The organism is Pseudomonas sp. PSB18, from assembly GCF_014596565.1.
Classification (GTDB): Bacteria; Pseudomonadota; Gammaproteobacteria; order Pseudomonadales; family Pseudomonadaceae; genus Aquipseudomonas.
Genome location: NZ_NOIN01000005.1, coordinates 25,164 through 38,850, shown reverse-complemented (window position 1 = coordinate 38,850; position 13,687 = coordinate 25,164). Strand labels below are relative to the sequence as shown.

The 13,687-nt window shown below is 56.8% G+C and carries 12 protein-coding genes; 6 read left to right on the top strand and 6 right to left on the bottom strand.

What is annotated here, in order from left to right:
* Positions 1 to 18 precede the first annotated feature (18 nt).
* From CGA22_RS13695 to CGA22_RS13680, 4 genes are read left to right on the top strand one after another with little or no spacing between them, the layout of a single operon-like run.
* Positions 19 to 1,113: a DUF2169 domain-containing protein gene (locus CGA22_RS13695; protein ID WP_041024247.1), complete on the top strand. Its 1,095-nt coding sequence runs from the start codon at positions 19 to 21 to the stop codon at positions 1,111 to 1,113.
* Positions 1,110 to 2,141 (top strand): hypothetical protein, encoded by a 1,032-nt coding sequence (locus tag CGA22_RS13690; protein WP_041024246.1) that lies wholly within the window; start codon positions 1,110 to 1,112, stop codon positions 2,139 to 2,141. The genes CGA22_RS13695 and CGA22_RS13690 overlap by 4 nt, the downstream gene beginning before the upstream one ends.
* A gap of 1 nt (position 2,142) precedes the next feature.
* Positions 2,143 to 3,132: a PAAR-like domain-containing protein gene (locus CGA22_RS13685; protein ID WP_052435189.1), complete on the top strand. Its 990-nt coding sequence runs from the start codon at positions 2,143 to 2,145 to the stop codon at positions 3,130 to 3,132.
* A 32-nt stretch (positions 3,133 to 3,164) separates the two neighbouring features.
* On the top strand, positions 3,165 to 3,998 hold the full coding sequence (locus tag CGA22_RS13680) for a hypothetical protein (protein ID WP_041024245.1): 834 nt from the start codon (positions 3,165 to 3,167) through the stop codon (positions 3,996 to 3,998).
* A 449-nt stretch (positions 3,999 to 4,447) separates the two neighbouring features.
* Here the strand turns inward: CGA22_RS13680 and CGA22_RS13675 are convergent, their stop codons facing one another.
* The 3 genes from CGA22_RS13675 to CGA22_RS13665 all read right to left on the bottom strand — a co-directional run bounded on the left by CGA22_RS13675 (position 4,448) and on the right by CGA22_RS13665 (position 7,206).
* On the bottom strand, positions 4,448 to 5,692 hold the full coding sequence (locus CGA22_RS13675) for a hypothetical protein (RefSeq protein ID WP_041024244.1): 1,245 nt from the start codon (positions 5,690 to 5,692) through the stop codon (positions 4,448 to 4,450).
* A 102-nt stretch (positions 5,693 to 5,794) separates the two neighbouring features.
* The gene (locus CGA22_RS13670) at positions 5,795 to 6,232 is read right to left on the bottom strand and encodes a c-type cytochrome (protein WP_156996970.1); all 438 of its coding nucleotides are present in this window, start codon (positions 6,230 to 6,232) and stop codon (positions 5,795 to 5,797) included.
* A gap of 164 nt (positions 6,233 to 6,396) precedes the next feature.
* Positions 6,397 to 7,206 carry an isocitrate lyase/phosphoenolpyruvate mutase family protein gene (locus CGA22_RS13665; protein WP_041024258.1) on the bottom strand — a complete coding sequence of 270 codons (810 nt, stop codon included), beginning with the start codon at positions 7,204 to 7,206 and terminating at the stop codon, positions 6,397 to 6,399.
* Positions 7,207 to 7,429: 223 nt separating this feature from the next.
* Between CGA22_RS13665 and CGA22_RS13660 the strand changes: the two genes are divergently transcribed.
* A complete protein-coding gene (locus CGA22_RS13660) occupies positions 7,430 to 8,062 on the top strand; it encodes a response regulator transcription factor (protein ID WP_041024243.1) in 633 nt (210 codons plus the stop codon).
* Between the two features lie 393 nt (positions 8,063 to 8,455).
* Here CGA22_RS13660 and CGA22_RS13655 read toward each other — a convergent pair whose 3' ends face one another.
* Positions 8,456 to 8,944 (bottom strand): hypothetical protein, encoded by a 489-nt coding sequence (locus CGA22_RS13655; protein ID WP_084213817.1) that lies wholly within the window; start codon positions 8,942 to 8,944, stop codon positions 8,456 to 8,458.
* Positions 8,945 to 9,257: 313 nt separating this feature from the next.
* Entirely contained in the window at positions 9,258 to 9,890 is a 633-nt protein-coding gene (locus tag CGA22_RS13650) for a response regulator (protein WP_041024242.1), read from the bottom strand.
* Between the two features lie 104 nt (positions 9,891 to 9,994).
* Here CGA22_RS13650 and CGA22_RS13645 point away from each other — a divergent pair, with 104 nt between their 5' ends.
* Positions 9,995 to 11,605 carry a hybrid sensor histidine kinase/response regulator gene (locus CGA22_RS13645; RefSeq protein WP_041024241.1) on the top strand — a complete coding sequence of 537 codons (1,611 nt, stop codon included), beginning with the start codon at positions 9,995 to 9,997 and terminating at the stop codon, positions 11,603 to 11,605.
* A gap of 683 nt (positions 11,606 to 12,288) precedes the next feature.
* On the opposite strand, the gene CGA22_RS13640 is transcribed toward CGA22_RS13645, so the two are convergent.
* Positions 12,289 to 13,653, bottom strand: coding sequence for an MFS transporter (locus CGA22_RS13640; RefSeq protein WP_041024240.1), 1,365 nt, complete (start codon positions 13,651 to 13,653; stop codon positions 12,289 to 12,291).
* Positions 13,654 to 13,687: the final 34 nt, after the last annotated feature.

The following is a 13,687-nucleotide window of genomic DNA, read 5'->3' as shown; positions in this document are numbered from 1 at the left end:
ACGAGCCACCAGAGCACTATGCAGATCACCAGCAATACCACCCCGTTTCTCGCAGAACGCTTTGTTTCAACAGATAAAACCGGACAGAAGCACTGCGTTGTGGTTGTCCGGGCGACCTTTGACGTTAACGATCAGGGCCGCTGCGTGCCTGCATCGGAGCAGGTCCCCTTTGTCTACTGCGACCAGCATCACGGTGATCCCGGTACGACATCGGTCCGTTTCGAGACTGACTTCGCGCCGGTGAAGCCACGCGTCGATGTGCTGGTCCACGCCTCGGCCGTTTCTCCGAAGGGTGAACCCGTGACCCGGTTACAGGTCGGCTTCGCAGGTGCGGGTATCCACAAGCTTGCAGTGGTGAGTGGCGATCGCGTTTGGACGCTCGGTGTTACCGGCATCGTCGCGTCGCCGCCGTCGCCCTTCACCTCGATACCGCTTTCCTGGGATCGTGCTTTTGGTGGTAGCGATCAATCCCATGAGGACGAGACGAAACGTGGCAGCGACCTGCGTAATCTCGCCGGTGTTGGTTTCCATCTGAATGACCGGGACGACAGTATCCTCAATACGATGTTGCCAAACGTGGAGCGCCACGACGACCTGATGGGGGCATGGACGGATAAGCCGCAACCCGTTGGTTTTGCCCCCGTCGGCCGGGGCTGGCAGCCCCGTATCGTCTTCGCCGGGACATACGACCGCCACTGGTTCGAGACACGCCGGCCCTTTCTGCCGGAGAACTTCGACGTTCGTTATTTCCAGGCGGCGCCGCTCGATCAGCAGCTGGATCGTCTGGAAGCTGGCACCCGCTTCACCTGTGCCAATATGAGTCCGGGCGGGGCGTTCGTCGCTCAGACGCCGGCCTTCGACATCCCGATCACCTTCCTCTTCGACAATCGCCAGGTGCAGGCGGTTATCAACGCCGACACCGTCATTCTCGAGCCCGGTTGTGCCCGGCTTACGTTACTCGGCAGGACGTCGGTATCGCTGCCTCGCAAACTGGCGAAACTGCGAGAAATACAGGTCGGCAAGCGCCGTTATACGAACCTGCACGGCAAACCGCATTTCGCCAACCTGTCAGACCTGGTCACCTCATTCGGACATGGGGAGGCGAAGAGATGATGCAGCCCATCTACCTGTCTTGCCTGGGATTGCTCTGCGCTGTCGGCCTGTCACCCGCGGCCGCCGCTGCAGCAATGCGTGCGGGGATCAGCGGCTTCAATGAATTGCCGTGGGTCGAAGACGGCCTGGAACCGATCATGGGGGCAAGAGTGCCGACGGTGGCGGAGGATCTCCACGGGCGTGCACGGCTCGTCGAAATGCTGGTTCAGGTGTTGGGTCAAAGCCGTGCCACATTGGCGGACCCCGCGGATCTGGGCGAGCTGCCGCTGCTTCTCTGCACGTCCGAGCCGCAACGGCCTGGCTCGCGCATCGACGGCATCGTGACGGAAGTCGAGGCGCGATCAGGATGGCTGCTGCAGCGCAAAGGCGCTGCCCATGTAGCCCTTGGGCATGTTGCAAGCATCGAAGCGTTGAGTCTGGCAGAGCGCGCCATGGACCAGGCCGACCGTGACGCCTGCCTGATCGTGGCGGTCGATTCCCTCGCGGATCCCCGCTGTTTGCTCTGGTTGGAGCAGAGCGGCCGGCTCAAGACCACGCTACGCTCGGATGGCGTGATTCCCGGTGAAGGCGCTGCGGTGCTGCTCGTCAGTCGAAAGCCGATGAGTGCCGCGCCCTTGGTCGTGCGTGGCGTGGGGACTGGCAACGATACCGCCACAGTGCTCAATGACGAGCCGCAACTTGGCCTGGGGATGACCATGGCTGTCGCTGCAGCCATCGCACAAGCAGGCGTTGCCATGCACGACATCGCTTGGCGTTTGAGCGATGTGTCGGGCGAAGCCTACGGATTCGAGGACCTGGCCCTGGTCCAGTCGCGCCTGATGCGGCAAACCCGCTCGACCCAGGATCTATGGCATTCGGCGAGCTATGTTGGCGACTGTGGAGCGGCGTTGGGGGCGATACAAATCGCCTGGCTTGAACAAGCGTTTGCGCGTGGCTATGCCCCCGGTCCGATTGCGCTGGTACACAGCTCATCAGCGAACGGTGCACGCGCAGCAGCCGTTATCAGTGGCACAGTGAGGGAGCGCTGACATGTCGCACGAGGTTTATGCCAACAGCAATGAGATTGCCGGAAAAGCCGGCATGGGCAAAGTGATCGCCTCGTTTCCCGATGTGTGCCTTTCGCCGCCGGGGCCACCTGCCGGGCCGATTCCGATTCCTTATCCGGACACTTCCTTCTCGTCGGCGCTTAAACAGGGCTCCAGGACGGTCATGCTGCAACGCAAGCCGGCGGCGTTGTCACAACAGTCCTATTACCAGCCTTCCATGCTCGGCGACGAAGCGGCAACCCGGGCCTGGGGAATGTCGGTGATCACGCACCAGATCACTGGAAAAACCTATTTCCAGGCTTGGTCGATGGATGTTCAGATCGAGGGCAAGTATGTCTGCCGACACTGCGACATCACCACCAGCAATCACGCCAGCGCACCTGGTGTGGGGGCTCCCAATCCGAATCTTGAAGCAGTGGGTTGGGGCGAACTGGAAGACGAAAGACCTTATAAATGCGCGTGTTGCAACGGGCCTCGTCATTCCGCCGGCAAACCAATGACGATGGACGATTGGTACATGAAAGATTCCGCCGGCAATGTGGCCCCCCATGCGGCTACATACACCACCTTGATGAACGACGTGAACAATCGCAAGACGGCGACGCCGCCTTGCACCTGCAGCAGCCGGCTCGTTCCGTCCGCGCCTTGCAACGTCTTCAGGCGACCCGTGACACCGGCGGAGCGGCAGGCGAACAAAAGTGCCTGGAACAGCCTGCGTGATACGTACCAAGGGGTCTTCGATGTACCGAGCGAAGCACAGGTGATTGCCAATCTGACGCCGAAGCTGGGACGGACACCGGTGCAGGCCGAAATTCAAGACGAGCGGCAAGTCAATCACCTGGTGCCCAAGGCTGCGGCCGGCGGCTGCCCCGTCGGTGAGGGTAATCTTGAGAAAAACGGCGACTTGTGCCCTGTATGTCGGAGTCTGGACAAGCGCTTTGGTACGCTGCAGTCATTGGCTTCAAAAGCCTGAACCGGCACAAGCGACGACAGTGAGGAGTGACAATGGAGTGGAGTCGTTATGGCAACCCCGAAATGGTCGACTGGGAAGGGCGGGGGTATTTTGCCTACCCGGATGTAGTGACCCTACCTCCCAGAAGGGAAGTCGGACAGCTGCCGCAGGCGGGTGACTACTTTCAGTGGTTGGAAGCGCTGAGGCGGGCGAAGCATGGCGACTTCAGCCCACTGCCGGGGCTCGTCGAGTTGGGCAGCGGCGACACCCATCCGGTAAACCGACGCCTATGCGCGGAGCTGCTAGGCGATGCCGGACCGACTTCTACTGTCGACACTCTCGCAACACGACTGGCATCCGAAGACGTGGGCCTTGAGCTCACACTGGCCTGGAGCGCAGTGCTCACGCGGCGCGGAAAGCTGGCCGATATGCCCATTGTTCTCGCCGCATTCGAACGGGTCGCGACCATCAGCGACGCCGAGATCCTGCCAGTGCACCTCTCGGGTTGCCTGGAGACGGGATACGAACTCTGCGACCACCAGGACTATGATTCACTGGACAGCTATCGCGACGCGGTGCTGAACAGATGCGCCGAACTGGCAGGCAGATTCGGTACGGACCAGGTCTGTGTCGACGGCGGTGAACCGCTGAGTGTGATTGGCTTGGCCCAACGGATTTTACGGCGCTTGCGAGAACCTTGTTTCCCATTCGAACTGCGACGGCGCTTCGAATGTGCGACCGGCATCGACTGCTCTTCCTTTTATCATGATCGGGTGTTCAGACCGATGCAGGCCTCAGCGCTTCTGGAAGCCTTTCTTGAGGACCCCGATGCCAGTGGGTTTGAAAGTGGGGTCCGTTACTTCTTCGGGCATCGTATTCCGGATTAGGGAAACGATTCGCTTCGTTTGTGCAAATGCGCGCTTACCAAGTAAGACTCTGTCAAAGTTTTACAGGGGCGGGCTTGGGGACGGTTTTGATCACCGTGCCCGGTTGGAGTACCGAGTTACAGTATTCGATAATCGTAGTTCTCGCAGCGAGCATCGAGTCTACGACCGTAGCTTCGGTAGCGAAGCGGGTCATCGTGTTAAAGCACACGTAGGCCTCGTCCGTTTGCTCGAAGATTTTGAGCGCAATCTCTTTTACCGCATCGGTGCGCTGTCGTCTCCACTGAACGAATGATTGCGGTAAACGCTATTGAGATTTCCACATCCTTGGATCGCCAGGAGAGTACTAACCAGGGCCAAGCAGAAACCTCTATTCATGGAGCGGCTTCCTTGTCGAAGGGGTAATCCTGAGCAGCGTAGCTGAAGGATGGCGCTATGCCGTATTTTTAGCCTCATAAGGTGCGTTTCCCTATGCAAGGGGATTGGTCAACGACACCGGCAGAGTGCTTTCTAAAAATGGTTTCGCGAAGATGCTTCTCCACAGACTCCCAGGGGGTCTTTGTATCCACGGCGCTTAGCATCCAAGCTCCAACAGCTACAGGATCATTGGCATACACGTGATTCCCATCCCGGGCGTAGGTCAAAAGCCAGCCCGGATATTTGTCGTTGAAGCTATGCTCGTCACCACCATGCTTGTCCTTAGCCTGCACCCGATAGTTGTAGGCTTGAGTGAGGACGGCGTAATGACTACCGTCGACAACCTCCTCCTTGCGGCAGGTGTGAGCAGGGGAGAATGAGTCCTGGAAAATATGAAATATGCTGCCGAGCGCCACATCAGGTGTGCGCTTGTTTCGATCATCGATGGGAACGCCAGAGCGAGCAAAGAGCGTCCGAATTTTTACGTTTTTTTGCTTAACGCATTGATTTAGAGCTATCGAGGGGAGTCCCAAGCTGGCTTCGATTTGAGGTGTGAGAGGTGCGTCGAATGGCGTATCGCCTGTCGCCACGTCATAAGCGAACTTGATCCACACGAGAGCCAGCCTTGTGGTTTCTTCTAATCGCGCCTCTTCACTGGCATCCTTGGGCATTTGGCTAGACATGAAGTGGAGGTATTGGAGGTTTCCATAGTGGGAGTTCCAGCCAAGATGATTTTTCCCCTCAACCTCACAATCTTCGCGGCCCCCAGCGTATTTTTTAGATTCGGGTTTGAACTGGCCATTTAGATTCCACAGTCCATTTCTGAAGTCTTTGCTTTCACCCCACGTGTACATCAAAGGATCATCGTTCCACCAACTGCCATAGATGATTGCAAAGGTGTTGTGAGGAGTCCTGCTTGGTGACTTAGCCCACACTGGGTCATTCATGTATTCAAAAATGAGCCGTTTGGGCTTGGAACTGTCAGTCTGTCTCTTGCGGACCAGGAATCCTTCAAAGTCGGCGCCGCGGTACTCGTCAATGGCGAAATTGGTCATATGCTCATGGACGGTCCCTTTTGAATATTTGCCATTGGCATACCCCTCGATCAGGTCTGTTTTCTTGCAAAGATTCCAGTCCCTGGTCGGCGCTTGATCAAGGTAATAAGTGTTGTAAACCAGCACCCTCAGGCAGGGGTTAATTTCAAACCCCCAGGTTGCAGGCGAGGAAAGGGCGCACTCCCCGGCAACGAAAAGAGCGGCAATCAACTTGGCTTGTTTCATGGCGTCCCTGCTTTGATGGTATTTTAATATCATGCTAGGAGACGGTAGCTAAAATACAAGCCGTTTTGCCCGAAACTCATTGGAGAGGGGGGCTTGGCGAGATCATCGACTTTTTGAAATCACACCAATCATGTATTGATTCAAATCCCGCAGGTCCTGAACGCTCCAAGCGTGGGGCGGTAGCTTCACACCATTCTCCCGCAGGGTCTTTGGAATCAGGTTTCCATTGGGACGAAGGATGACCGATGAAACGATAACGCCGGGATAATCATTGAGTCGTTTCTTGAACGCGGCGGTGGTCAGGTCAGGGGTCGGAGGAGTGCTTTTGTTGGCCAATGGTCCTGTGCCTTTGATATCCGATCCGTGGCACATGGCGCATCTCTGCAGGTAGAGACTTTTTCCGTTGGTGTTGTCCGCCAAGGACAGGGGGGCTTGAGTGAATGATAAGCACCCTAGCAAAAGCGGCAAACCCAGGTGATTGCTTATTTTACGGGTTAGGGTCGATAGGCTGGTAATTGCCGATACCACGATCCGTTGCATGGAGGGACGTCCTGTCAAAGAAGGAGGAGGGGGGCTGATTTTCCTGGGACCGCAAAAAAGAGCCACTCAAATGAGTGGCTCTTTTTTGCCTGGGGTTTCCCAGTGCCGGGGGGAGGTGACGTACAAATCGAACGTTAGCGTTTGGCCTCGTCCGGAGGATAGCGTTACTCGCTCTTCGCCGCCATCAACGCATTCAATTCGCCGTATGTATGGGCCTGCAAGGCTTGGGTGTCGAGTTGGCCGTTATCCAGGAAGCTACGGGCCAGTGCTCCCATGGCACCGTGCAGAAACTCGGCGATGCTGGAACCCGCGCTGAGCCGTCTGACACCCAGGCGCTTCAATTCGTCGGGAGAGGGCAGTCCGTCCCGGGACAGCAGGTTGACGGGCAGTTTGGTCTCGCGGCAGACGGTGGCAATCTCGTTCGAATCGACCACGCCAGCGGCAAACAGGCCATCCGCCCCGGCGCTGGCGTAGCGTGCGCTGCGTTTCAGGAGTTCCTCCAGGCGTTGTTCGACGGGGAACAGATTTTTCAGGTAGACGTCGGTCCGCACGTTGATGAACAGCTTGACGCCCGCCTGGTCCGCCACTCTTCTCGCGACGTCGATCTTGCGGACAAGCAGCTCTGGAGAGCCCAGGCCGTCTTCGATGTTGATCCCGACCGCCCCTGCGGCGACAACGGCTTCTATCACTTGTCCGACCCGTTCCGGGTCATCCGAGTAGCCGCCTTCGATATCCACCGTGAGCGGTACGCTGAGGACCCGTACCATCGACTTGACGGTGGCATCCAGCAGGTCGAGAGGCAGCTTGTTGCCATCCTGATACCCATGTGACCACGCCATGGCGGCGCTGCTGGTTGCGACTGCCTTGCCCCCTAGACGTTCGACGATGCGCGCACCCCCTGCATCGGCAACATTGGCCAGAACAAGCAGGCCATTCTGATGCAGGCTGTGAAAAGCGTTATCCAATGTAGCCATGACCATTCAACTCCTTGAAAGTTATGTTTTAAAATTGATTCGTAGAATGCGAGGCCATCATCAATAATCTGTAGCTCCGAGGGCATCCAAAGTTCATTCCGATCGACAATATTAAGGCCAATAGCACAAATGTGCTAGGTCAGGTGTTCTATATCCTAAGTCGTGGGAGTCGGACATCATCGAATGGTATTTCTATTCGAATGGACGTCGTGTGTTTTGTGATATGAGTTGCCGAATTATCGTGGCAGATGAGCATCCGCTGTTTCGCGAGGGAATGACGGTATTGTTGGAGCGCTTAATGCCAGACACGTTGATCGAGCAAGCTGGGAGCCTTGAAGAAGTAAGAGCCCTGATAGTCGATGAACGCTCCCTCGATACATTAATTCTTGACATGCGGCTTCCTGGGTTAAGTTCGGTCAGGGACTTGGCACAGTTGCGTCAGGAGTTAAAGCACGTCAAAGTAATCGTCGTGTCGACAGTTGAGGACGGTGAAACTGTCGAGCAAATCATGAGTGCAGGTGTAAACGGGTTTGTAGGCAAAAGCCTTTCTTCAGAAGAAGTCGGCAAGGCCATTGCGAGTATTCGAAACGGCGAGGTGCTGGTCAAATACGAGCCTTCGGATCCCATGCCGCTGGATTTGGATGATGATATAAACAGGTTGACCCTCAGGCAGAGGGAGGTCTGGCAACTGATTGCCCAAGGCAAGACCAACAAACAGATCGCCGCGGCACTTGAAATTTCTCCCTTCACAGTGCGGATCCATGTTTCTTCCCTGATACGTGTGCTAAACGTGCCTAACAGAGCGGTGGCCGCCGCACGCTTTGCGGGTCGCCAGACGATTGGCCCGGTGCGTTAGCCAGGCGATCGAGTATTGATATCGCGCTGGCAACCGTAGCCATTGTAAGCCTGGAACCACTCACCGGCAGACGGATTGAGATGAATCGGATCGCCGCTCCCATGGTCCATGCGCTTGACCAGATTGGGGAAAACTGGAAAGGGATAGTTGCGGCGTGGCGTTTGTGAGCGGCACTCGAGATATATGGATTGCCGGTCAGGTTGACCATGGGCATCTGTTGCCTGGGCCAGGATTTGCATCGTCACATTTGTCGCGCGACGGTGCTCTCACGCCTTCGGGGTATCGCACCTATCATCAGGGTGCTGACAAATGCCAGCACCCGTAGTCCGCATCTTATTGGATACAAGCATCGAAACGTCCCTTTTCGGGAGGAAACTCAACGAGTGATATCCATTAATAAATCCGGTAATACTTCACAACGTCGTCCTCGAAATAAATTGTCAGGACGGTGCCTTGAGTCTGGCTTTGGCCTGTTCTCGTGCCGGTTACGCTGCTCACATCGTTAGCAACACCCTGTGCCTTCGAGGCTTGCGCGGAGGCGTCATACATTTTCAGGCTGGTCTCGGTCGAGACATATTTGTGAGCCAGTTTCATGTATTTGTCCAAGCCCTCTTCGCGCTTGTCGTAGGTCCAGTTCGACTCGTTGTTTGTACTCGTCGAGTTCAGCTCTTCACTGGCGGGGGCGCCGAACATTTGGCTGATTTGGCTTTTAGTTGTTTTGCCTGGAATGATCGTTTGTTTTAAGTAAACAGTGTCATATTTTTTGGCGCCCGGGTTCAAGGAGTTCATCAGATCACCCGTGTTGGTGCAACCGCTGATGGCGCCGGCCAGCAAGCACAGTGCTATTCCGTTTTTAAGGACTCTTCCGTAGTTGAGAGACATAATACTTACCTTAGTAATTGCCGGCCCTTCCATTTCAACTGGCCAGGTGGTTAAGTTGAGCTCGCGCTTACTCCGAGTTGATGTTTGTCAACGGGATTCGCTCGTCATATTTTTGCATCGTGCGCGGTTTTGCCAAACGACGCGCGGCGTGTTTGTTATATTGCATGAGGCTGTTGTAAAGACTCTTTATCGAGCCTTTACAGCTTAGGACGTGAGGGCGGACGGACGCTATAGTACAGGTGTGCTATGGCGAGGGATGCGTACAGGGGCGATAAACTCTTCACTATTATTACGGCGTCCCCGCTTTCAAACTTTAAGTTCTTGCCGACCAGCCACCACTGGTTGGAAAGTTGGAGAATTGTGCAGCTGCGGCCGCGCGGGTGGGAACATTCAAGGCTTTGAGCAAGCTGGAGACATGGATGCGCACGGTGAACGGCGAAATGCCCAGCTCCTTGGCTATTTCTTTATTGGTCTTGCCCGCAGCGATCAGGCCGAGCACTTGCCGCTGTCGCACCGTGAGCTGGGCTACCACATCGTCCACGACCGAGTTCTCCGATTGGTGCCTGACGACCACTTCACCTTCGCGAATCGCCATGATGGCTTCGGCAATGCTGGCCGGATCGACATTCTTGCCGATGAAACCGTCCGCACCCAACGCCATCACCTGGGAAATGACGTCCATGTCTTCTACCATCGAGACGACAATGATCGAGGTGCGCTTGAACTCGGCGCGTAATTGGCCGATGACCTGCAACGATTTGATACCCGGAAAGCGCAGGTCAAGAATCAGTGAGTCCACCTCCACGCCAGTTCGCGCCAGCGCCAGCACTTCATCCAGATTGCCGGCCTGTTCAATGTGCGCGGCAGGTAGAAGTCTTTCTATCGTCCTGAGCATACCTTCGCGAAACAACGGATGGTCATCCGCCACAATGACTCTGCACGTCATGGCCCAAGATCCTCCTGACCTTAAAGTTCGTGCATCGTAACCTAAACTGGAACATTGGATTTCATCTCTGAAACAACTCTTCATAATGGAATATTCCCGTGACAATGACGGAAAAGAACAGTGAGCTTGACCAAGCGACATTACGGTTGACGGTCAGTACCTGTGCCTCGCTCTATATCATCGTGGTGGCCTGCCTGCCCTCCAGTGATTTCGCCACGTATACCCCTATCATGTGGTACATGGCTTTTTTCATCAGTGTTGCGATCCCGCTGCGCATGGCGATCAAGCGCTGGCCGGGACACTTTTTCTGGCGTCGGCTGTTTGCAATGGCCCATGACTACTCGGGAATTGCGTTTGCCCTGAACGTGGGTGGGGAAGGGGCATTGCCGGTGTACGCTGCTTTGCTTTGGGTTACGTTGGGCAATGGCATGCGCTTCGGTTCGCGCTACCTGGCAGCGGCGACGCTGATAGCCCTTGGCATGCTGGTCTTGATTTTCCTGTTCACGCCGTTCTGGCGCGGACAGCCCTATATGTTTCTTATGCTGATCGTCACCACCATCGTGGTACCCGCCTACGCGCACATCCTGTTGACCCGCACTCGTATTGCTTCGGAAGAGGCTATTGCCGCGAATCATGAGAAGTCCCGGTTCCTCGCCCAAGCCAGCCATGACCTGCGCCAACCGATCCACTCCATTGGCCTGTTCACCGCTTGCCTGCGTGACGCCAAGCTGGGCCTGGAAGAGTTGCGCCTGGTTGATAACATCGATCGCTCGCTGCATACCGTGTCACAGCTGTTCCGTTCGATCCTGGATATCTACACGCTCGATAACGGACAGCTTGAGCCGAAATCCGAACCCATACATTTGGGTGCGTTGCTTCAGGACGTGGTCAAGCAAAACACTGAAGCCGCACGTTGGGCGGGTGTCGAATTGCGCTTGCGACCCTGTCAGCATTGGGTCAATGCCAATGCGGGCTTGTTGGCGACCATGGTGCAGAATCTGGTTTCCAACACGCTCAAATATGCGCCAGGCCAACCGGTATTGATTGGCGTGCGACCCAAAGACCAGGGGCTATCCATCGCCATCTACGACAAAGGACGGGGCATCGCCACCGAGCATCTGCCTGAGGTATTCAAAGAGTTCTATCGGGTACGTCACGTACGTGATAAGGACGTCGAAGGCCTGGGGCTGGGATTGTCGATCGTCAAGCGGATCAGTCACTTGCTCAACCTGGAAATTCAGCTGCATTCAAGGCTCGGTAAAGGGACTCGTGCCACGATCACGGGATTGGAAAGGGTCGCGCCAAGGGTAGAGCCGAGCCGCGCTGCATCTACGCATAGCCGTTTACAAGGTTTACGGGTGTGCCTGGTAGAGGATGATCCCAACGTGCTGATGGCAACGTCTGCGCTGTTGGAAAAATGGGGCTGTGCGGTCGAGACTCACAGTGATGGTGTGAACGTGACCAGCGACTGCGACATCATCATCGCGGACTTCGATTTGGGGACGAAGATCTCGGGCTCCGAGTGTATAGCGGCGATACGCGAGCAGCGTGGTTGGGAGGTGCCGGCAATGATCATGACGGGCCATGAAATTGAAAGAATCCGTCACGCGTTGCACAACATGAACATTTCGGTTTTGGCAAAACCCGTGCGTCCGCCGGAGTTACGTGGAACATTGCTTGAACTGACTAAGCATTTTGCCAGGGAGAGTCATTAACGGGCGCATCGCCAACAGGCTATGACAGGCTGAGTCTTTGCATATTGGAGGCGGTGAACGAAGTTTTCGGAGTCTTGCTCTCGCCGCGAAAGGCTTACGCGAAGTGGCTGGCACTGGACTGAATATCTCAGCGCGTACACAGCCACTCGCGTAGGCTCCCTACAAGTGGATGGTTTTCCAAAGCATAACCCTGAACGTCAGGATCAACCTTCGCCTCCACCACCACATGCAATAAGTTCTATAAGACCCATCTGATACCACTTATTCTGGCAACTCCATCCATGTTCAAACGTGAAGGCGCTTGCTGTCCCACTGAATATCAGACCTGCTGTAAGCACTGCTGCCATCCCAATGCTATGCGGGCGGAACTTCCTTATGCTTATTTTCATAAATCCTCCAGATTACTTGATCTGACCAGTCGATGGGACTGGTCAAGGCGGAAGCTTCAAGACGCTTAGATTTACCGGCTCCTCAGAATGCACGGTACAGCTGTATTTGATGATTGTTTTCTCAACCTATCAATAGTGCATGTGTCCTATATAGCCATGGTACTTTCTGGACGAATTTGGCAGAGCCGTTCGTGCTGGCTGTTTTAGACATTTATTTGGCAACGCTAGAAAGTATTCCTGGGCACCTGTAATAGCTTCTGGAGAGAGGGGTAGGCGTTCAGCAAACCGCTTGGTTCAACAAGCTCCCGCGTCTGGCGCAAACGGCGCAGGCGCCCCGGCCCATCCCGGCGCCAGCCGCCGAAGCGGCGTGATGAGCAGACCGAGACAGGCCAACAACACGTACAAAAAGCCGGCAATGGCAAACAACAAGCTCAAGCCGCCGATCTTGCCGCTGCCCAGCACCGGGGCGAGTGCCTCCTGCCAAGCGCCAGGGGCGCTCAATAGCGGGATCGCCCAATGGTCCGCCAGGGAGCCTGCGCCCAGTGCACCAATCGGCATCGCCAGCAGGCAAACCATCTGCCGCGTCGACAGGACGCGTCCCAGCACTTCGGCAGGCAGGCTGCGTTGCCAGAAGCTCTGGTCGCTGCTGGTGCTCAGCGAGAAGCAGCCAAATGCAACGAAAGCCGCAACGTACAGCAGCACCGGCGAGTCGCTGATGCCGATGCCCAGCACGCTGGCCCCCAGCAGCAGATCCGCGAGCAATACGGTGCGGATCAGCCGGGCTGGTGGCCTGGCCACCACCCACAACGAGCCGGCAAGCATGCCCAGGCCGCCACAGGTCATCACAGTGCCCAGCACCAGCACCGAATGGCGCTCCATTACCAGAGGCGACATCAGCGCCGAGGCCAGGCCGAGCATCAGGTGTTCCAACGCCAGGTAGGCCAACAATGCCCACAACGCCGGACGGGCGCGCAGCACTGCCAGTGCAGTCGGCACGCCGTCGCTGGACGCGACGCGGCCCGTGCCACTGATGCGCAGCGCCGAAGCGACTACCGCCAGCCATATCAGGATGCCTGCAGAAAACAGCACCGCGCCCACGTCCAGCCACAGCACCCCGGAAACGCCGACAGCACCCAGCAGCAGTGCCGCCAGGGTCGGCGCGAGCAGTTGTGGCAAGCCAACCATCAGTTGCATCAAGCCGTTGGCCCGTCCGATGGCGCGAGGGCTGTGCAGCAAGCGCGGGATCGCCGCCTGGCAGACCAGCATGCGCAGCACCTGCGCACTGGAGTTGACCGCGGCGAAGGCATACACCTGGCCGCGATCCAACGCGCCTTGGTCGAACAGCCACCACAGCACCAGCGCGGCGAGGCCACTGCAGCATTCGACACCGAGCAAAATCGCCCGCGCCTCGCAACGGTCCACCAGCCAGCCCGCCAGCGGTGCCAGGAGCAGGCCGGGCAACGCCGACAAGGCGATGACCCAGGCGTAATCGGTGACACTGGCGTGTTGCTGCAACAACCAGATGCCCAGGCTGAAAGCCGCCAGGGCCGATCCCAGGGTCGAAGCGACCTGGCCGAACCAGGCCCACAGCCAGGGCCGGATCTCCTGTGCCCCTTGTGGGAGCGAGCCTGCTCGCGATGGCGGTGGCTCAGCCGACATCAATGGCGACTGGGTACCCGCTTCGGGAACAAGC